The following is a 19,664-nucleotide window of genomic DNA, read 5'->3' as shown; positions in this document are numbered from 1 at the left end:
GCCCGTCGAGCAATCAGGGCGCGCCCTCGCTCTATCATAATCGATAATTTTAAACATCCATTTGAATGGTAGCTCAATCGAAAATGCGGCCCAGCCCGACGACGGCCTGCGACCTCAAAACGAGCGGTTTGTTGGCGGAGCCCCGACCGGGACGGAATTCTTCATCCCCGTCAGTCGGTGGGCGACAGGCCCGGCTCGGCCGGAGCGGCGGACGATCGTGTCAGCGCCCGGACCGCCTCCATCTGGCTCAAAAACACCTTGCCGGACAGATCGGTCAGGAGGTTCGAATGGCGCAGCCGGTCCATCACCGGCCCCTTCACCTCGGAGAGGTGAAAGCGGACACCCGCGTCCGCCAGGCGGCGATTGATCTCGAACAGGCTGTCGAGCGCGCTGGAATCGATGGTGTTGACGGCCGGACACATCAAAATCAGGTGGCGCATCTTCGGCCGCTCGGCCACCAGCTTCAGAATATTGTCTTCGAGAAAGCCGCAATTGCCGAAATAGAGGCTTTCGTCGACGCGCAAGCCGAGCACCGCCTCGTCGGTGATGACGGCATGACGTTCGACATTGCGGAAGTGCTCGGTTCCCGGCATCTGGCCGACAATGGCCATGTGCGGCCGGCTGGTGCGGTGGAGATGCAGGATCAGCGACACCGCGACACCGGTGACCACGCCGATCTCGACGCCCCAGATCCACGTCACCAGGATCGTCGCGCAGATCGCCACGAAATCCGGCCGCGAATAGGAATAGACGCGCCGGATCGCCGCGATATCGACCAGCGACAGCACGGCCACGATGATCGTGGCCGCCAGCGTCGCCTGCGGCAGGTGCGCGAGATAGGGCGTCAGGAACAGCGTGACGAGACCGATTCCGATGGCGGTATAGAGCCCGGCCGCCGGCGTCTCGGCGCCAGCGTCGAAATTGACCACCGAGCGGGCGAAGCCGCCGGTCACCGGATAGCCGGAAGAGAAGCCGGAAGCGAGATTGGCGACGCCGAGGCCGATCAGTTCCTGATTGGGCGAGATCCGCTGCCGCCGCTTCGAGGCGAGCGTCTGGGCAATCGAAATCGACTCGACGAAGCCGACGACGCTGAGCAGCAAGGCGGGTCCGGCCAGCCGCGTCATGGTCTCGATCGAGAGATCCGGCAGCGAGAAAACCGGAAGCCCCTGCGGGATGGCGCCGACCAGTTGCACGCCCTTGGCCTGCAGGTCGAAGACGACGGCCGCCGCCGTCGTCACGACGATCGCCGCGATCGGCCCGAGCCGCACGATCAACTCTGCCGCCGCGCGACCGAGGCCGAGTTGGAGCAACACTCCCTTCAGCCGCGAGCGCACGAAGATCAGGAAGGCAGCGACGCCGACGCCGATAACGACGGCATAGGGATTGACGAGAGGACTCGCGCCGACCAGGCCGGCCACCATGCCGGGCAAGGTACTGCCGCCCGCCGGGACACCAAGAATGTGCTTGAACTGGCTGACAGCGATCAGCACGCCCGACGCGGTAATGAAGCCGGAGATAACCGGCCGGCTGAGCAGCCCGGCGAGGAAGCCGAGCCGGAATACGCCCATCAGCACCAGGATGACGCCCGAGAGGAAGGCGAGCGCCACCGCCATGGCGAGATATTCGGGCGATCCGGGTGCCGCGACCTGGCTGATCGCCGCCGCCGTCATCAGCGAGATGACCGCGACCGGCCCGACCGCCAGCGCCCGGCTGGTGCCGAACAGCATGTAGGCGACCAGCGGCAGCATCGACGCATAGAGCCCGATCTGCGGCGGCAGCCCGGCCAGCATCGCATAGGCGAGCGATTGCGGCACCAGCATCACCGTGACAATCAGCGCGGCGATCAGGTCGTTGGTCAGCGTCGATCGGTTGTAGCGGCGGCCCCAGTCGAGGATGGGGAAGGTTCGATGCAGCAGTCTTGCGATCACGCTTTCGGCCCGCATTGGAGGAAGGCTCGGGACGTCGACAATTCGGAGGCGATCAGTCCCAATTCGGCTCGCCGAGCGCGCCGATCGGAATCTTGAGATAGCGGCGGCCATTGGCTTCCGGCTCGGGCAGCCGACCGCCATTCGTATTCACCTGCAGCGCATGCAGGATGAGTTTGGGCATCGGCAGCGTCGCATCGCGCCGGCGGCGCACGTCCACGAATTCGGCTTCGGTCGCGCAGACGGAGATGTGCGTGTTGTGAGCGCGCTGCTCGGCTACCGTGCTCTGCCATTTCGGCTCGCGGCCGCCCGGCTGGTAGTCATGGCCGGTAAACAGGCGCGTCTCGTCCGGCAGGGACAGGATGGCCTGGATCGAATGCCAGAGATCGCTGGCCGACCCGCCGGGAAAATCGGCGCGCGCCGTGCCGCTATCGGGCATGAACAGCGTGTCATGCACGAAGGCCGCGTCGCCGACGACATAGGTGATCGAAGCGAGCGTGTGACCGGGCGAAAACATCACCCGCGCCTCGAGATCGCCGATGCGAAAACGGTCGCCATCGGCAAACAGCCGATCCCAGGCAGACCTGTCGGCCGCCTGTTCGGGCCGGTTATAGATCGAGTTCCAGATCTTCTGGACCGCCACCACCTTTTCGCCGATCGCTGTCGGCGCACCGGTCTTCCCGCGCAGGTAGTCTGCGGCCGAAAGGTGATCGGCATGCGGATGGGTGTCGAGGATCCACTCGACGCTCAACCCCTGGGCAGCGACGAACTCAAGCAGGCGATCGGCATGGATTGGCGCGATGGAACCCGATTTCTCGTCATAGTCGAGAACGGGATCGATGATCGCGCAGCGCCGCGTGGCGGGATCGGCGACGACATACTGGATGGAAAATGTCCGGGGATCGAAGAACCCGGTAACCTGCGCGTTGCCTGACATGTCTCTAGACCCCGCCTTCCCAACCCATGAATAGCAAGTTTCCACCAACCATCACGCAGCAGAAGACGTCGGCCGAAACTTGGCCGTTGCGACATCAACCTGATAGGCCGAGGCCGCTGCCGGGTCCCGCGCGAGCGCATCGACCGAACGGATCAGGAAATCTGCCTTTGTGTCGTCCATCAGGAAACTGAAATTCAACCGGATCCAGCCGGGCTTCTCTATTTCCTGACCAGCGCCGAGGCTGGCGCGGATGGCGTTGGAGGCTTCCTCATCGATTCCGAGCAGGCGATGCGCATACGGCCCGGCGCAGGCGCAGCCACCGCGCGCCTGGATGCCGAAGCAATCGCTCAGCATCCGGGTGAAGAGCTGGTGATGGACGAAGCCGCCCTCGCCGTTCAGGACACGCATGGAAAAGATCGGCAGCCGGTTACCCCTGTCGACGCCAAGAAGCTTCAGCCGCGGGTTTTGCGACCATGAAGCCAGCGCCCGAGCGTTCAGGTCGGCATGACGGTGGTCGATAAAATCCTGCCCAACGGCATCCTTGACGAGGAAGGCGAGCACGGCGCGGATATCGCCGACGACATTCGGCGTCCCGGCCTCTTCGCGCGCGGAAAGGTCCTTCACATAATCATGCCCCCAGGGCGAGACGAACGACACCGTGCCGCCGCCGGGCCAGCTCGGCCGCGTCTGCGCGACGGCGGACTTCCGCACCACGAGAATGCCGGACGCGCCGGGGCCGCCGACAAACTTGTGTGGCGACAGCACGATCGCGTCCTTCTTCAGGCCGGCCGCCGGCGCCATGTTCATCGGCATGTAGGGACCGCCGCCGGCATAATCCCAGACGGCGAGCGCGCCATGCCGCTTCAGCAGCGCCGTCACCGCATCCGTATCCGTCGTGATGCCGGTGACGTTGGAGGCGGCGGAGAACGCGCCGATACGCAGGCCGCGCTCGCTGGTGCGCGCCAGCACGTCCTCTAGCTCGGCGAGGTCAGGACCGCCTTCGGCCGCCTCGGCGATCTCGAGTACTTCGGCGCCGCTCTCGCGCCATGGCAGAATGTTGGAATGGTGCTCATAGGGGCCGACGAGAACCAGCGGGTTTTCGCCACGCTGCGCGGCATCGGCGACGCCGAGCAGCGACACCAGCCGGTTGATGCCGGCGGTAGCGCCCGAGCCGGTGAAGATGACAGCGCAATCGTCATCGGCGCCGACCAGCCGACCAATAGTGGCGCGCGCTTCGCGGCGCATCCGCGTCATGGCGCCACCGCAATAGGACGCCTCGGTGTGGCTGTTGGCATAGAAGGGCAGAACCTCTTCCATGACAAAGGTCTCGACCTGGCGCAACGCCCGACCCGAGGCGACATAATCGGCATACAGCAAGGGCTTTGGCCCAAACGGTCCGTCGATCGGCTTGCCCTCGCCGATCAGGCCCTCGCGCAATTCGCGCACGATGCCGAGGCTGGAAAGCCCGGCGCGAAAGCGCTGCAGCGGCGTGGCGTTGACGGTCTCGATCGTGTCGCGGGGGATATCCATGGCCGTGCGCCTTCTGAAAGGAAGAAGCCCGTCGCAAGCCAAAGTCGAAACGGGTCATTCAAACCATCATTTCAACTTCCAAACGCGGAAAATACACCGACTTCATTGACATGCATCACCAAATTCGATCATTTGATCGGATCATGAAGCCAAAATTCGATCATATGGACTTGCGGATTCTGCGCGCCCTGCAGAATGATTCATCGCTGTCCCAGCGCGAGCTGGCGGAGACGGTGCACCTGTCGCAGAACGCCTGCTGGCGGCGGCTGCAGGCGATCCAGCAAAGTGGCGTCATCCAGGGATATTCGGTTCGCCTCAACCGCGCCGCCGTCGACCTCGATGTCGTCGTCTTCGTCATGATCCGCACCCGCCATCATTCCAAGGCGTGGCTGGAAACCTTCCGCCAGCATGTGCAGTCGATGCCGGAAGTGATCGACTTCTACCGGATCGGCGGCGATTACGACTACATGCTGAAGATCGTCACGCATGACCTGGCAAGCTATGACCGCTTCTACCAGCGCCTGATCGAGAAGGTCGAACTGGATACGGTGACCTCCTATTTCGCCATGGAAGCAATCGAGGAACAGCGCCCCTTCCCGATCCGCGATATCGGCGGATAACCGGGCTTCGGACGAAACCGCCACCCCGCATTGACGATCCCCTATAGTGGAATTATGACTTAAACAGTTGATTTCCTAGCCTGGATTTATGGGGTCGCCATGTTTTTCGATCATATCATCGTTGGCGGCGGCTCCGCCGGTTGCGTGCTGGCCAACCGCCTTTCGGCCGATCCGAAGCGCCGCGTACTGCTGATCGAGGCCGGACCGGACACGCCGCCCGAGGCGGTTCCCAACGCGATTTATGCCGATGGATTCCTGCCGGACTATTTCCAGCCCCATCGCTACTGGACCGAGCTGAAGGCCTATACCGGCCCGATCGGCAACAAGTCGCCCAAGGAGATCAAGGCCGAGATGCCGGAGCGCCGCTACGAGCAGGCGCGGGTCATGGGCGGCGGCTCCTCGGTGAACGGCCAGGTGTTCATCCGCGGCCTCGCTTCCGATTATGACGAGTGGGAGGCGATGGGCGCCGCCGGCTGGTCGTGGGACGATTGCCTGCCCTACATCAAGAAGATCGAGCGCGACCTCGATTTCCAGACCCCGCTCAGCGGCACCGACGGCCGCATTCCGATCCGCCGCACCTTCCCGGAATACTGGAGCCCGTTCGCGCACGCCTTCCGCGACGCCGTCGGCAAGATCGGCATTCCCTATATCGACGACAGCCACCAGCAGGTCGGCGACGCCTGCTTCCCGTTCAGCCGCAACAACGCCTACAACCACCGCGTCTCCTCGGCCGCTGGCTATCTCGACGAAGCGACCCGCCGTCGCCCGAACCTGAAGATCATGGCCGAGACGGTGATGCAGAGCCTCACCTTCGCGGGCAAGCGCGTCACCGGCGTCACGGTGAAGCGCGGCGACAAGACCGAGACGATCGAGGGCGGCGAAGTCATCATCTCGACCGGCGCGCTGCATTCGCCGGCAGTGCTGATGCGCGCGGGCATCGGCCGGGCCGAGCATCTGGCCGAGCACGGCATCGCTGTCCTTGCCGACCGGCGCGGCGTTGGCGAAAACCTGCTCGACCACCCGCTGATCGGCTTCGGCGTGCACCTGACGCCGGAAGGCCAGCTGTCGCGGGCCACCAAGAACGGCTTCCTGATGCATATGCGCTGGAGTTCGGGCCATCCGCGGACGCCGCGCGTCGACATGAAGCTGACCGTTTCCGGCCGCTTCTCCGCGACAAGGCTCGGCGAGCGCCTCGGCACCGTCAATTTCGGCCCCAACAAGGCCTATTCGAAGGGCATCATCCGCCTCAACGACGCCTCGCCCAATTCCGAGCCCTTCGTCGCCTTCAACTACCTTTCCGACAGCCGCGACCTCGAGCGCTTCATCAGCACGTCACGCCAGGTTGCCGGGCTCCTGTCGGCCTCGCCCGTCTCCAACTATGTCAATGCGTACTGGCCCGGCATCTACGCTGCGTCGCTGCGCAACCTGTCGGCGCCGACGACGATGAACAAGATCATCACCAATGTCGCGGCCGGACTGCTCGATCTCGGTGGTCCTGCGCGCCAGCTGGTGCTGGGCGCCGCCGTCGACAAGCGCTTCCCGCTCGACAAGACGATGGCCGACGAGAAGCTGATGGAAGAGTGGATCCGCGCCGGCGTGCAGGGCGACTGGCACCCCTGCGGCACCAACAAGATGGGCCGCGCTGACGACCCCATGGCCGTGGTCGACGCGCATGGCTCTGTCTATGGCGTCGAGGGGCTGCGCGTGGTGGACGCGTCGATCATGCCGTCGATCCCGGCCGCCAACATCAACGCCTCAACAATGATGATCGGCGAAAAGATCGCCGCCGATATCCTCGCGGGTCGCTAGAAGACAAATTTTGCATGGCGCGCCGACGAAACGATGAGAAGTTCAAGGCGCACCATTTCCGCACGGGGACCCATGATTCAGACCAGCAAGGCAATCCAGAGAGACGTCTCCGGCACCGAGCCATCCCGCATTCTGGCGGCGCGCATCCGCGAGCTTCGCGACGAGCGCGGCTGGACGCTGGAGACGACCAGCGAGCACACCGGCCTGTCGCGATCCGCCCTGTCGAAGATCGAGCGGCGCGAAATGTCGCCGACCTTCAACGCGTTGCACAAGCTCGCCTCCGGCTTCGGCGTCAGCATGGTCCAGCTGATGGAGGGCTCCAGCCAGGAGAAATCCGACGACATCCTGTTCACGGCGAGCAATGAGGGCGCGGTCTTCTCGACCTCCCTCTATTTCCTGCGCTTCCTGAAAGCCGGGCTCCATCCGAACTCGCCGCTCGTCGTCGTCGAATTCTCCGTCGAAGCGGATGACATCAAGATGCTCGAGCAATGGGACCGCCACGACGACGAGAACTTCGTCTACGCGCTGGAGGGTCCGATGCTGTTCCACAGCGAGAATCTTGAAACTCCAATGGAACTCGCGACTGGTGACAGCGTCTGTTTCGACGCGCGCGTCGGCCACGCCTTCACGTCGCCGACCGGCAAGCGGGTGCGGGCCCTCTCCGTCGCGATACGCACGGGAGCGTGAGGCGACTTGTAGCGAATGCTACTACGCGCGCCGACAAGCGGACGGAAACCGACGCACGTCGAAGGGCGCGCTCGGTAGGGCTTGCGCTTCGTTGCAGATCATCAGCGTCACGATCCCGCCGCCGATGATGGCGACATCGGCGGCCAGGGACGACGGTTCACCCGGCGATATGCACGAACTTCTTGGCCAGATAAGGCTCGAGCCCCTCTGCGCCGCCCTCATGGCCAAAGCCGCTTTCCTTGATGCCGCCGAAAGGCGTCTCGGGGAAGGCGACCTGGAAGGTGTTGACGCCGACGAGGCCAGCCTGGATGCCGTCGATCATGCGGCGCTGGCGGCGCGCGCTTTCCGTGAAGACGAAGGAAGAAAGCCCGACATTGCTGTCATTGGCGCGGGCAAGCGCCTCTTCCTCGCTGTCGAAGGGCGCGACCAGCGCCAAAGGCCCGAAGGGCTCGACATGATAAGCCTCCGCCGCCGGATCGAGATCGTGCAGGATCGTCGGCTGGAAGAAATTGCCGACATTGCCGATCCGCTCACCGCCGATGACGCCGCCGCCACGCTTGCGGGCATCGGCGACAAAGCCTTCCATCGCCGTCACGCGCCGGTCGTTGGCGAGCGGGCCCATCTGGGTGCCATCGACCCGGCCGTCGCCGACCACGACGCGGCCGGCACGCTCGGCGAAGCCGGCCAGGAAGCGGTCATAGATGCCGCGCTGGACATAGAAGCGGGTTGCGCCATTGCAGACCTGGCCGGCATTGCGGAACTTGCCCGCCGCCGCCAGCGTCGCGACCTGATCAACGTCGACATCGTCCAGGATGATGACGGGCGCATGGCCGCCGAGTTCCATCGTGGCGCGCTTGCCATGACGGCCGGCAAGGGCTGCCAGCGACTGGCCAACCGAGACCGAGCCGGTGAACGACACCTTGCGGATTTCCGGCGCCTTGATCAGCGCATCCGAGATCTGCGCCGGTTCGCCATAGAGCACGTTCAGGACGCCGGCCGGCAGCCCCGCTTCGCGCAGGCACTCGACCGCGATCATCGTCGCACCCGGGGTTTCCTCGGCGGGCTTCAGCACCACGGTGCAGCCGGCGGCGAGCGCCGGCGCGACCTTGCGCAGGCCGTTGATCAGCGGGAAATTCCACGGCGCGAAGGCTGCGACCGGACCGACCGGCTCGATTTCGACGAGCTGGCGATGGCCGGGGAAGCGCGACGGGATGATCCGGCCATAGGCGCGGCGCGCCTCGTCGGCGAACCATTCCAGCGTCTCTGCGGAAGCATCGATCTCGCCGCGCGCCTCGGCCAGCGGCTTGCCCTGCTCGGTGGTGATCGTCCAGGCCAGTTCTTCGCGGCGCTCGCGCAGCTTGGCAGCGGCGGCGCGAAGGATCGCCTGCCGTTGATGGCTCGAAGTCCGGCGCCAATCCTGATAGGCCAGCGCTGCCGCTTCGGCAGCGGCGCGGATATCCGCCTCGGTGGCGATCGGCAGCTCGGCGATCACCTGTCCTGTCGCCGGATCAATGACCGGGCGCGTCTGGCGCTGCTCGGCCGTGATGCGCGTTTCGCCAATGACGAGGCAGAGCTCAGGATAGTTGTACGCCATGAAACCCCCTGGGAATTAAGCCGGTCGCGGATTACACGGACGGGCAATTCCCCTATAGTGGATTTCACCGAGTGAGGCGAGCGACTTTTTCCGAGAATCCGGATCCGCAGAGGAGAGTATAGACGTGGGAATTTATCGTGTTCGTCCGGATGCGCAGAGCTACGGCCATGAAATCGGCATTCTTCTGATCGCCTGCTCCAATCCTTTTCCGCCCGGCGATGTTGGCAATGCCTGGAGCTACAACTATCCGGTGCTCTACGAGACGATCTATGACGTCACCATCGACAGCCTGATCAATGAAGGCGACCGCTCGATGGCGCCGTCGGTCGTCGCCGCTGCGAAGAAGCTTCAGGGCATGGGCGTCAAGGCGATCACCAGCGATTGCGGCTACATGCTGTATTTCCAGGAAGAGGTCGCCGCTGCGCTCGACATTCCGGTGATGCTCTCCAGCCTGCTGCAATTGCCCTTCATCGCCGCGACTCTGGCACCCAGCGCCTCGATCGGCGTGATCTGCGCCAACAAGGACCGGCTGACGCCCGAACTTCTGTCCTACGCCTATCCGCACCCGACCCGGGCGCTGCATGTCGCGGGCCTGCAGGACGCGCCGGCGTTCCGCTATGCCATTCTCGACGAGGAGGGCGAGCTCGACAGCGACGCCGTCGAGAAGGAAGTGGTTGAGCGCGCCATGAAGCTGGTCGAGGAACATCCCGAAATCGGCGCGATCCTGCTGGAATGCTCCAACCTTCCCCTTTACGCTGCGGCGGTACAGCGGGCGACGGGCCGGCATGTGTTCGACTTCCTGACGATGATCGATTTCGTGCAGGGAGCGGGACGGCGCCGGACCTATCAGGGAGGCTACTGAACCGATGAACAGTCCCGGATCCGGAAAGGACCCCGCTTCCAGCGGCCGCGTCCGGGACAAGCAGGCTTCGCTCGACAGCATCGATCGCAAGTTGATTGCGCTGCTGCAGGAAAACGCGCGCACCTCGGTGACCGAACTGGCCGCCAAGCTGAAGCTCGGCCGGACGACGGTGCATGATCGGATCGCCAAGCTGGAAGCGAACGGCGTCATTCTCGGCTATTCGACCATCCTGTCGCGCAATCTAGGCACACCCGCGAGCCGGGCGATCGTCATGCTGAGCCTGGTGCAGCGCATGCAGGCCGCCGTCATGGAGCGGTTGCGGCTGCTGCCGGAAGTTTTGACCTGCCACACGGTGAGCGGCGATTTCGACCTGGCGCTGATGGTCGAGGCGCCGCAGATGGACGATCTCGATGCCGTTCTCGACGAGATCATCCATCTCCCCGGCGTCGAACGTTGTCGCAGCTCGATCATCATGACAACCAACTTCCACAAGGGTTGACGGCACGCCCGGCCGTCTCCGTCATTTCGTCGGCACACCCCGTCCTTCCGTCGGCGAAAGGCCTCGGAAAGCGCAGTTTCCTCCGTAGCAACCGCAACGCGCGAGCGGGACAATCTCCCCCAGAGACCAGGGGAGCGGCCGCCATGAAGAAGATCACCGTCGTCGGGGCCGGAAAGATCGGCAGCACCATCGCGTCTATGCTGGCGGAAACGGGCGACTACCGGGTCAACCTCGTCGATCGCAGCGAAGCAAGCCTCAACGCCCTGCCGTCACAGGCGCGCATCACCCACCATGTCGTCGATGTCGCCGCCGAGGGCGCGCTCGCTTCGAGCCTGGCCGGTTCCTTCGCCGTCATCAGCGCCCTGCCCTTCCACCTCACGACGGCCGTCGCCACCGCCGCGACTGCAGCCGGCGTCCACTATCTCGACCTGACCGAGGACGTCGCCAGCACGCGTTTAGTGAAGAGCATGGCAGACACCGCCAGGGCGGCGCTGATCCCGCAATGCGGCCTCGCCCCCGGCTTCATCTCGATCGTGGCCGCCGACATCGCCAGCCGCTTCGACAGCCTGGACAGCATCCGCATGCGCGTCGGCGCGCTGCCGCAGTTTCCCTCCAACGGGCTCAATTACAGCCTGACCTGGAGCACGGACGGCGTCATCAACGAATATTGCGAGCCCTGCGAGGCAATTGCCAATGGCCGGCTCGTCTCGGTTCCGCCGCTCGAAGAGCGCGAGGAATTCTCGCTCGACGGCGTGCTCTATGAGGCGTTCAACACCTCGGGAGGGCTCGGCACGCTCTGCGAGACGCTGGCAGGCCGGGTGCGACGGTTGAACTACAAGACCGTGCGCTATCCCGGCCATGCCGCGATCATGAAGGTGCTGCTGGAAGATCTGCGCCTCGGCGCCCGACGCGAATTGCTGAAGGACATCCTGGAGCAGGCGCTGCCGACGACGCGTCAGGACGTCGTCGTCATCTTCGTCAGCGTCAGCGGCATGAAGCAGGGCCGGCTGGTGGAGGAGATCTACGCCAAGAAGATCTACAGCCGCGCCGAAGGCCCGATGGCGTGCAGCGCCATCCAGTTGACGACGGCCTCGGCCGCCTGCGCCGTGCTCGACCTGCTCGTCGAGGGCCAATTGCCGGCGAGCGGGCTGGTGAAACAGGAAGAAATCCCGATGGCGGCGTTTCTCGCCAATCGGTTCGGCAGCGTCTATCGGCCGGACGGATCCGGCACAACCAACGGCCAGGGGAGGCAAGAAAAGACGGCAGAGCCGCATCTTGCCGACGGTGCCCGCCGCCACGCCAAGGCGGCGGGCCTCCTGCCCGCGTGAAGGCCCACTGATCTTCTTCACCTCTCCCTCAGGGAGAGGTGAAGGCAACGCGGCTCGACTGAAGAAATCGACTCCCTTGCATAGGCCGTCGGACGCCTGCCGCATGAGGGAACTTTTGCTGCGCCCGAGGGTTGCCCTATCAGATGCAGCGCGCGTCAACCGGACGTGGCGGCACGGGGAACAGGGCGATTTTTCCGGTTTCTTGCCCTGACCAACGCAACGGTAGTCGAGCCCCTATCCCGCCCGCGCCGCATCACTCTTCTGACCGTCAGGCCAGATTGGCCGCCGCCAGAATGCGGCAATGTTCGGCATTGGCGGCCATGGTCACGGCCGTGCCGCGCACGGTGCGCATGTGCGCGGCCCAGAGCCCCGGCTCGATAGCTTCGCCGCGCGCGGTGATGAAGGCAACCTGCCCCGGCAGGTTCCTCCGAAGCGCCAGATAGCGCGCCACCGGCTCGGCCAGATACGTTTCCTCTCGCGCCATCCGCTCCAGTTCGGCAACCGTCCATAGCGCCGGCGACGGCAGATTGCCGCCCTTCGGCAAGACGTCCAGCACCGCGTGCTGGCGCGCCAGAAAAGCCTTCTCCATGAAGGTATGGCGCAGGCCGTCCAGTTCGCCTTCGGCCTTTTGCGGGAATGCCTCCATGAAGGAGAGATCCAGCGCGACGGCCTCATTGATGCGCCGCGCCGCGAAATGCTCGCGCAGGGTGATCTCGGCCGAACGGACCCAGGGCAGCGCCATGACGGCGGCTTTGATGTCGACCGCCATCAGGAAAGCGAAGTTGGCGGCGCACCACTGCGTCGGCAACTGAAAGGTCACCGATACCGATCCGCCATCGATCTCAATCGATTTGATGAAGCCCATCGCCGTGACCGTTTCGTCGAGTTCCGGGTCGCGGATCGCCTCCAGCGCGAGACGAACCTCGGCGATCCGCGCGCAGGTCAAGGCGTCGTCGACGACCATCGGCGACAGGGCGACTTCATTCGGCCGCATGGCGGGATGCCTCGGAGGCGGACAGATCGACCGGCGGCAGGTTCATCAGCGCATCGACATCCAACCCGTACAGCTTGGCCGCGTTGAGGCCCAAAATCTTGCGCTTGGCTTCGAGATCCAGCGCGTGGCCGGCCTCGGTCGTGTCCGCTTCGTCAAGCTCGAACGCCATGAAGGCATCGATGATCCAGTCCGGACTGGTGATGGCGTAGTCCGAGCCGAAGATCAGCCGGTCCGGCCCGACGCCCCAGAGCAGTTCGATCAGCATCGTCTTGAAATGACGCGGCCGGGCGCGGATGAACGAGGTGACCAGCGCCAGCCCGCCATAGACGTTCGGCTCCTGTCCCGCCACGGCGCAGAAATCGTCGATGCGCGGCATGCCGCAATGATCGACGACGAATTTGAGGTCCGGGAACGAGGTGGCGACATGGTCGACATCGCGCACGTCGAAGGCGTCATAATCGAGCGGATGCGTCGTCGGCCCCTTGTGGACATGGACGATGCTGATACCGAGCTCGCGACACTTCTCCAGATAGGGTTTTACGAAATCGTCGGAGAGACGGTAGCCGCGCGAGATGCCGTTCCACTCGCCGGTATAGAGCTTGACGCCCTTGAAGCCGAAGCGGTCGTGATCCTTCTCCAGCCGCGCCAGCCCGCGCGAACCCTCGCGCGGATCGATCCGGCCGTTCAGCACGACGCGCTCCGGGAATAGCGCCTTCAGCTCGCTGCACTGCTCGGTGGTGTTGAAGCCGTCATTGTAGAAATCCCGGAGATCGACGGGAAGCATGATCGCGGCGTCGCAATAGCCGTCGACGAACAGGTCGCGCGCGGCTTTCTCGGCGCCGTAATAGCGAAACTGCTCCTGCGTCCAGCGCTTGTCTGCCGGGGTGAAGCCGACATGGCCGCCCCAGAACGTATCGATGAAGGTGCGGCCGTAATCATTGCGCCAGTTCGAGGGACGACCATCCCAGAGATGGGTATGACCATCGACGATGAGAATGCGCTCACCTTCCGGTGTAACAAACATGGATCCCTCCCAGGCATGCTCTTGGTAGAGACTAAGCCACGAACCATCGCTGCGCACTAGCTCGCATTGCGACGAAACGCTGCCCTTCGCGCCTTATGGTCTATCCGGGGCCCGGCAAAGTCAGGAAGCAGCGCACTCATGCTGCGCCGCTTCCTTTAGTCTTGTGCGATGCAATAATTCCAGTTTCGAAATCTTTGCCTCAGCTGAAGTAGCGAACGCGGATCGCGTCGATGGCAACCGCGATGAAGATCATGAAGCCGCCAATGATGCCGACATAGAAGGAAGGCACCGAGATGATGGCGAGGCCGACCTGGATCACGGTCAGAAGCAGCACGCCGCCCAGCACGCCGACGACATTGCCGCGGCCGCCGAAGACGCTGACGCCGCCGATGATCGGCGCGGCGATGGCATAGAGCAGATAGCTCGAGCCCTGGTTGGAGGTGATCGCCATCTGCCAGGACGCCAGCAGGAAACCGGCGCAACCGGCGAGGAAGCCGGCCAGCGTATAGGTCAGGATCTTGACCCGGTCGACGCGGATGCCGGCCGAATTGGACGCGACCGGATTGCCGCCCACCGCATAGACGCGGCGACCGAACACCGTGTTGGAAAGCAGGATGCCGACGCCGACCAGCGCGATGACGAAGATGAACGGCATGATCGGCCAGCCGCCGATGGTCGCCTGGCCGATCCAGACATAGCCATCGGAGAGATTGGTGATGGTGCGGCCCTGCGTCAGCGCCAGCAGCGCACCCTGCAGGATGATCATCATCGACAAGGTCTGGATCAGCGACACCATCCGGAGCTTGGTGATGCAGAGACCGTTGAAGAAGCCGATGAAGGTGGCGACGCCGACGCCAACCAGCATTCCCGGGAACCACGGCAGGCCCCAGTCGGAATAGGCCATCGCGCCGATTGCCGACGAGAAACCGAGATTGGCCGGCAGCGACAGGTCGATCTCGGCGACGAGCAGCGGCAGTGCCACCGCGAGGCCCAGCATGCCGAGCACCGTGGCCTGGACCATGATGTTCTGCATGTTGTTGACGGTGAAGAAGAACTGGTTGAACAGGCCGAAGATCACGACCAGCGCGATCAGCCAGATCCAGACGACATTGTGCAGCACCCAGCCGAGAGCGGAACGCCCGCCCTCCTTCGCGGTCGGGGCGGCGCCGGCGGGGCTTGCGGTCTTGGCGGCAACGGTCATCGTGCGGCTCATCTCTTCCTCATTGTCAGCATGGCATCCAAAGCGGCCGGCGCAAGGTCCCGATATCGGACCCTAGCTCGGCTCAAGGCCCCGGAGCCGGTCATTGGTTATCTCGGAGCCCGTCAGTTCACGGGCGATGGCGCCGTTTTCGAAAATGCAGACCCGGTCGACGGCGCGGGTGATCTCGTCGGTATCGGTCGAGACGATGATCACGGCGACGCCGGTCCGGCTCAGTTCGTCAACGATGCGCAACACGTCCTGCTTGACGCCGACGTCGATGCCGCGCGTCGGCTCGTCGAGGATCAGCACGCGCGGGCCCGTGGCGAGCACGCGGCCAAGGCAGACCTTCTGCTGGTTGCCGCCCGACAGCGTATCGACGGCAACCGCCGCCGAAGGCGCCTTGATGCCCATGGCGGCAAAATAGCGGTCGGACAGCTTCAGTTCGGCGTCCTTGCTGAGGAAGCCGGAACGCGCCACCGAGGCCAACGACGAGAGCGAGATGTTGGCGCCGATCGACATCTGGCCGATCGCGCCATCGCGGCGGCGATCGTCGGAGAGAAAGGCAATGCCGGATTCGAAGGCATCGCGCGGATGGGTCGGCAGTTTGTGCGTCTCGGTCTCGTCTGCGAAGCGGATCGTGCCCGATTGCACCGGCGTCAGGCCGAAGATGCAGCGCGCCAGTTCCTTGGCCCCGGCACCGGGCAGGCCGGTGAAGCCGACGACCTCGCCGGGACGAATATCGAGCGCCGGCACGCGGACGCTGGGACCGACGACATCGCGAAGCTGCACGGCCGGCGCATCCTCGGCAAACTCCCGCCGCTCGCGCTGAAACAGCACCAGGCCACGGCCCAGCACCAGTTCGGAAAGCTGCGCCGAGGTCAGGCTGCCGACATCCTCCGACCCGCCGGCCAGAATGCCGTCGCGCAGGACCGAGACGGCGTCGCAGATGTCGAGGATCTCGTCATTGTAGTGCGAGATGAAGATGAAGGTGACGCCGTCCGCCTTGAGGCGGCGCATGAAATCGAACAGCTGCTGGCGGTCCTCGACGGTCAAGGCCGCCGTCGGCTCGTCGAGGATGATGACCTTGCCGCCGCTGAACATGGCGCGGAGGATGTTGAGCTTGCGCCGCGCCACGGCGTCGAGCTTGCCGGCAGGCCTGTCGAGATCGATTCCGGTGCCGGCCAGCATCCTGGCCGCGTCCTTGCGCAGCTTGCGCCAGTTCACGAAGCCGAAGCGGCGCGGCCAGATGCCGAGCATCAGGTTTTCGGCCGCCGAGAGATGGTCGATGATCATCGGCTCCTGGGTGACCAGGAACACGCCCGCCTCTTCCATCGAGGGCACGTCGGCATGGCCGAGCGCGACGCCGTCGAGATAGATCGTGCCGGTCGTCGGCTGGCGCTGGCCCGACATGATGCCGACCAGCGTGCTCTTGCCGGCGCCGTTTTCACCCAGCAGGCCATGGATCGAGCCGCGGCGGATGGCGAGGCTGACATCGCGCAGCGCCACGGCGCCGCCATAGACCTTGCCGAGGTTTTCCACCCGCAGGACATAGTCGTCCGCGGCCTGCGATCCGGCTGTCATCGGCACGGTCACGCGCATCTCCTGTCAAAAACGCAATGGCCGCGCATCAAGCGCGGCTGAACAGAAGGCGACGCCGCGCCGGAGGATTTCCCCGGCGCGGCGCCTATACCGACTATGTGTAGGGGATCTTCCACTCGGTCTCGGCGATCGCGCCCCAATGGCGCGGATCGGCGGAATTCGACTTGTCGATGATGAAGGGCGGAATGATCAGCGTCGGGCCGGTTTTGCCGGCAACGATCTCGCCCTTCTCCCAGAAGTACTTCTTGTTCTCGTACGGGCCGATCGGAACCGGCTGCTTCTTCATCGAATAGGTGCCGAGCATCTCGACCGCGATCTGGCCATAGGCGATCGGGTCCTGCGACACGCAGGCATCCATGAAGCCGTCCTGGATCCACTTCAGCGCCACCGGCTCGCCATCGATGTTGACGAAGATGACGTGGCCTTCCTCGCCGACCTTCTTCCAGCGACCCTTCTGCTGCAGCGCCGTGACGATGCCGCGCGAGGGCGAGTCGGACGGAGCATGGACGGCGTCGAGATCCGGGAATTCCGACAGCGTCGAGAGCGTCACGGCCAGCATCTGGTCGAGCGCGCCTTCCGTCGGACGGGCGAGATACTTGATCTCCGGATGCTTGGCGAACTCGGCGTCCATGCCTTCCTTGCGCAGGCGCCAGGCGACGCTCTGCAGCGCGCCAAAGCAGTTCAGCACGGTGCCCTTCGCGCTGCCATGCTTCTCGACAAGGCGCTTGATGATCTCCTGGGCCGCCATCTGGCCGCCGAGGAAATTGTCGAACGACACGGTGATCGCGACGTCGCCGCCATCGGCGGGCGTGTCGATGATGCCGACCGGAATGCCCTTCTGGTTATAGCGGCGGATCGCCGAGACGATCGCCTGGCTGTCGATCGGATCGCTGATGATCGCGGAGGGGTCGGAGAGCATAAGGCTCTGCCACTGCTCCAACTGGCGGGTGTTGTCGAAATTGGCGTTGGTCGCCTGGAATTCCCACTTGTTCGCCTGGACCGCGCGCTTCACGGCCTCTTCCTGGATGACGAAGAAATAGTAGTCGAGGCTCTTGTTGCTGTAGGGAACGAAGACGCGGTCAGCCGCGAAAGCATGGCCGCTCCCGCCCACCATCGCTCCGACACCGAGGGCCGCGCCAGCCTTGAGCAGGCCGCGACGACTAAGATTACTGGCGTTTGTCATTGGATCCTCCCATGTCCCATCGGCTCCCTAATCCCTGCCGACCGGAATAAATCTAGTTTCACTACATCAATCGAAACTGTCAATGGCAGGACGGGCGATACGCACCTGCCAGTCGAAACAAACTTGGCCACAAACAATTGATTTTGCAGCCGAATTTATCAAAAATCCAGACAAGGCGAGGCCTCCGTCACCCCGCAGCTACGGGGCAACTCGCTTTGCCGGGCATCCAACCATCCGAACGCGGAATGTTCGTTTTACTACATCACCGCATGGCAACATAAGCGGTGCCGTCGAAGCAGCCGACAACCATGCCCTGCGATTCCCTCGTGAACAGCCCGTTCTCGACGACACCCGGGATCTGGTTCAGCTCGATCTCCAGCCGCTCCGGCTCGGGAATGACGGCGCAGCGGCAATCGAGGATGAAATTTCCGCTGTCGGTGACAACCGGCTGGCCGTCGCGCATGCGCCGAACGATCACAGCGTCGGCGATGCCATGCTCGGCCAGCAGGCGCGAAACCATGCGCTCGGTCTGCTTCCAGGCGAACTGCACGACCTCGACCGGCAGCGGGAATCCGCCAAGCTGATCGACGATCTTGGTCTCGTCGCAGATGGTGATCATCTGCTTCGAGGCATGCGCGACGATCTTCTCCCACAGCAGACAGGCGCCGCCGCCCTTGATCATGCGGAACTGGCGGTCGATCTCGTCGGGACCGTCGACGGTCAGGTCGAGTTCACCGATCTCGTTCGGGTCGGTGATCTTGATGCCGACCTCGCGGGCGACGTCGTTGGTGGCGCGCGAGGTGGTGGTGCAGGTCACCTTGAGCCCGGCCGCGACATGCTTGCCGAGTTCGCGGACGAAGAAATGCGAGGTCGTGCCGGAACCGAGGCCGAGCTTCATGCCGTCGCGCACGAACTCCTCGATCACCTTGCGGCCGGCAACCTTCTTCGCCTCATCCTGAACCTTCTTAGCTTCATCCTGTGCGGTCATGTCTTGTCCTTCGAATGCGAGACGGATCGGGCAGCGGTCAGATCTTGTCGGTCTGCCAGGAATCGAGCGCCGGAAGCTGGTCGGGGAACTCGCTGCCGCTGGTGACGGCGATCGAGGTGACCAGCATGTTGATCACCAGATGGTGGTTCAGCCGCGAGGCGAGCGGCGTCAGCAGTTCGGTGCGGTCGTAAGGTGTCACCGCGATCAGCACGTCGGAGACATGCGCCAACGGACTGTCCGCCGCCGTGATCGAGACGACGCGCGCGCCGCCTGTGCGCGCGGCGATGGCCAGCTCAATCATCTGCTTGGTGTGGCCGGACTGCGAAAAGATCAGTGCGACTTCGTTGGGCCGCGAAGCCTCCGCATGCAGCCATTGCTTGGTACGGCCCATGACGGCGGCGCAGCGCATGCCGAGGCGCTGGAACTTGTGCTCTGCGTCGACCGCCGTCACCTCGGAGATGCCGGTGGCGTAGATACCGACCCAGCTTGCCGCCTGCAGCAGCTTGGCACCCTCCTCGATCTGGGAAGGCAGCAGATCTTCCAGCGCGCGCTGGATGGCGTTCAGCGAATTGCGCGCGGTCTTGCGGACGATGTTTTCGATCGAGTCGCCCGGCACGATCTGCTCATAGGCGAACGGCGCCGAGGGAACGAGGCTCTGCGCCAGATTGAGCTTGAAATCCTGGTAGCCTTCGAAGCCGAAGCGGCGGCAGAAGCGCATGACGGTCGGGTCGCTGACATCGCACTCCTGCGACAGCCGCGCCATGCTCATATGGATGACTTTGCCTGGATGGGTCTTGACGAAAGTGCCCAGCCGCTGCTCGGCCGGGCCCATCCGGTCATGTTCCTGGAGAATGCGCTGCAGCAGGCTGTTGGCCGACATCGTG

The 19,664-nt window shown here is 64.2% G+C and carries 16 protein-coding genes and 1 pseudogene; 6 read left to right on the top strand and 11 right to left on the bottom strand.

From position 1 onward, the window contains the following. Positions 1 to 170 precede the first annotated feature (170 nt). From OSH12_RS06095 to OSH12_RS06085, 3 genes are read right to left on the bottom strand one after another with little or no spacing between them, the layout of a single operon-like run. Positions 171 to 1,943, bottom strand: coding sequence for a SulP family inorganic anion transporter (locus OSH12_RS06095; RefSeq protein ID WP_266342636.1), 1,773 nt, complete (start codon positions 1,941 to 1,943; stop codon positions 171 to 173). 37 nt (positions 1,944 to 1,980) lie between these two features. Next, positions 1,981 to 2,862 carry an MBL fold metallo-hydrolase gene (locus tag OSH12_RS06090; RefSeq protein WP_266342635.1) on the bottom strand — a complete coding sequence of 294 codons (882 nt, stop codon included), beginning with the start codon at positions 2,860 to 2,862 and terminating at the stop codon, positions 1,981 to 1,983. Positions 2,863 to 2,913: 51 nt separating this feature from the next. Then, entirely contained in the window at positions 2,914 to 4,392 is a 1,479-nt protein-coding gene (locus OSH12_RS06085; RefSeq protein ID WP_266342634.1) for an aminotransferase class V-fold PLP-dependent enzyme, read from the bottom strand. 143 nt (positions 4,393 to 4,535) lie between these two features. On the opposite strand from OSH12_RS06085, the gene OSH12_RS06080 reads away from it, so the two are divergent. The 3 genes from OSH12_RS06080 (at position 4,536) to OSH12_RS06070 (ending at position 7,508) form a co-directional block, all read left to right on the top strand. Continuing rightward, the gene (locus OSH12_RS06080; RefSeq protein ID WP_266342633.1) at positions 4,536 to 5,012 is read left to right on the top strand and encodes an Lrp/AsnC family transcriptional regulator; all 477 of its coding nucleotides are present in this window, start codon (positions 4,536 to 4,538) and stop codon (positions 5,010 to 5,012) included. A gap of 99 nt (positions 5,013 to 5,111) precedes the next feature. Continuing rightward, positions 5,112 to 6,821 carry a GMC family oxidoreductase gene (locus OSH12_RS06075; protein WP_266342632.1) on the top strand — a complete coding sequence of 570 codons (1,710 nt, stop codon included), beginning with the start codon at positions 5,112 to 5,114 and terminating at the stop codon, positions 6,819 to 6,821. A 72-nt stretch (positions 6,822 to 6,893) separates the two neighbouring features. Beyond that, positions 6,894 to 7,508 carry a helix-turn-helix domain-containing protein gene (locus OSH12_RS06070; protein ID WP_266342631.1) on the top strand — a complete coding sequence of 205 codons (615 nt, stop codon included), beginning with the start codon at positions 6,894 to 6,896 and terminating at the stop codon, positions 7,506 to 7,508. Between the two features lie 157 nt (positions 7,509 to 7,665). On the opposite strand, the gene OSH12_RS06065 is transcribed toward OSH12_RS06070, so the two are convergent. Further along, positions 7,666 to 9,102, bottom strand: coding sequence for an NAD-dependent succinate-semialdehyde dehydrogenase (locus OSH12_RS06065; RefSeq protein WP_266342630.1), 1,437 nt, complete (start codon positions 9,100 to 9,102; stop codon positions 7,666 to 7,668). A gap of 124 nt (positions 9,103 to 9,226) precedes the next feature. On the opposite strand from OSH12_RS06065, the gene OSH12_RS06060 reads away from it, so the two are divergent. From OSH12_RS06060 to OSH12_RS06050, 3 genes and pseudogenes are all read left to right on the top strand, one after another. After that, positions 9,227 to 9,964 (top strand): aspartate/glutamate racemase family protein, encoded by a 738-nt coding sequence (locus OSH12_RS06060; protein WP_266342629.1) that lies wholly within the window; start codon positions 9,227 to 9,229, stop codon positions 9,962 to 9,964. A 4-nt stretch (positions 9,965 to 9,968) separates the two neighbouring features. Further along, positions 9,969 to 10,463: an Lrp/AsnC family transcriptional regulator gene (locus OSH12_RS06055; protein WP_266342628.1), complete on the top strand. Its 495-nt coding sequence runs from the start codon at positions 9,969 to 9,971 to the stop codon at positions 10,461 to 10,463. 143 nt (positions 10,464 to 10,606) lie between these two features. After that, positions 10,607 to 11,674 (top strand): annotated as a pseudogene (locus OSH12_RS06050) (saccharopine dehydrogenase C-terminal domain-containing protein); the annotation flags it as partial. 385 nt (positions 11,675 to 12,059) lie between these two features. Here the strand turns inward: OSH12_RS06050 and OSH12_RS06045 are convergent. The 7 genes from OSH12_RS06045 to OSH12_RS06015 form a co-directional block, all read right to left on the bottom strand. Next, entirely contained in the window at positions 12,060 to 12,785 is a 726-nt protein-coding gene (locus OSH12_RS06045; RefSeq protein WP_266342626.1) for an iron-sulfur cluster assembly protein, read from the bottom strand. Then, positions 12,772 to 13,809 carry an amidohydrolase family protein gene (locus OSH12_RS06040; protein WP_266342625.1) on the bottom strand — a complete coding sequence of 346 codons (1,038 nt, stop codon included), beginning with the start codon at positions 13,807 to 13,809 and terminating at the stop codon, positions 12,772 to 12,774. The genes OSH12_RS06045 and OSH12_RS06040 overlap by 14 nt, the downstream gene beginning before the upstream one ends. Before the next feature lie 199 nt (positions 13,810 to 14,008). Further along, positions 14,009 to 15,022: an ABC transporter permease gene (locus tag OSH12_RS06035; RefSeq protein WP_266342624.1), complete on the bottom strand. Its 1,014-nt coding sequence runs from the start codon at positions 15,020 to 15,022 to the stop codon at positions 14,009 to 14,011. A 60-nt stretch (positions 15,023 to 15,082) separates the two neighbouring features. After that, positions 15,083 to 16,609 carry a sugar ABC transporter ATP-binding protein gene (locus OSH12_RS06030; protein WP_266342623.1) on the bottom strand — a complete coding sequence of 509 codons (1,527 nt, stop codon included), beginning with the start codon at positions 16,607 to 16,609 and terminating at the stop codon, positions 15,083 to 15,085. Positions 16,610 to 16,703: 94 nt separating this feature from the next. Then, positions 16,704 to 17,792, bottom strand: coding sequence for a substrate-binding domain-containing protein (locus OSH12_RS06025; RefSeq protein ID WP_266342622.1), 1,089 nt, complete (start codon positions 17,790 to 17,792; stop codon positions 16,704 to 16,706). Between the two features lie 262 nt (positions 17,793 to 18,054). After that, complete coding sequence (rpiA, locus tag OSH12_RS06020; protein ID WP_266342621.1) at positions 18,055 to 18,780, bottom strand: ribose 5-phosphate isomerase A; 726 nt, start codon at positions 18,778 to 18,780, stop codon at positions 18,055 to 18,057. A gap of 37 nt (positions 18,781 to 18,817) precedes the next feature. Continuing rightward, on the bottom strand, positions 18,818 to 19,660 hold the full coding sequence (locus tag OSH12_RS06015; protein WP_266342620.1) for a MurR/RpiR family transcriptional regulator: 843 nt from the start codon (positions 19,658 to 19,660) through the stop codon (positions 18,818 to 18,820). Positions 19,661 to 19,664 lie beyond the last annotated feature (4 nt).

Source organism: Kaistia terrae (assembly GCF_026344005.1).
Classification (GTDB): Bacteria; Pseudomonadota; Alphaproteobacteria; order Rhizobiales; family Kaistiaceae; genus Kaistia; species Kaistia terrae.
Note: the sequence above shows the minus strand (reverse complement) of the source record. Positions and strands in the feature narration are given on the sequence as shown.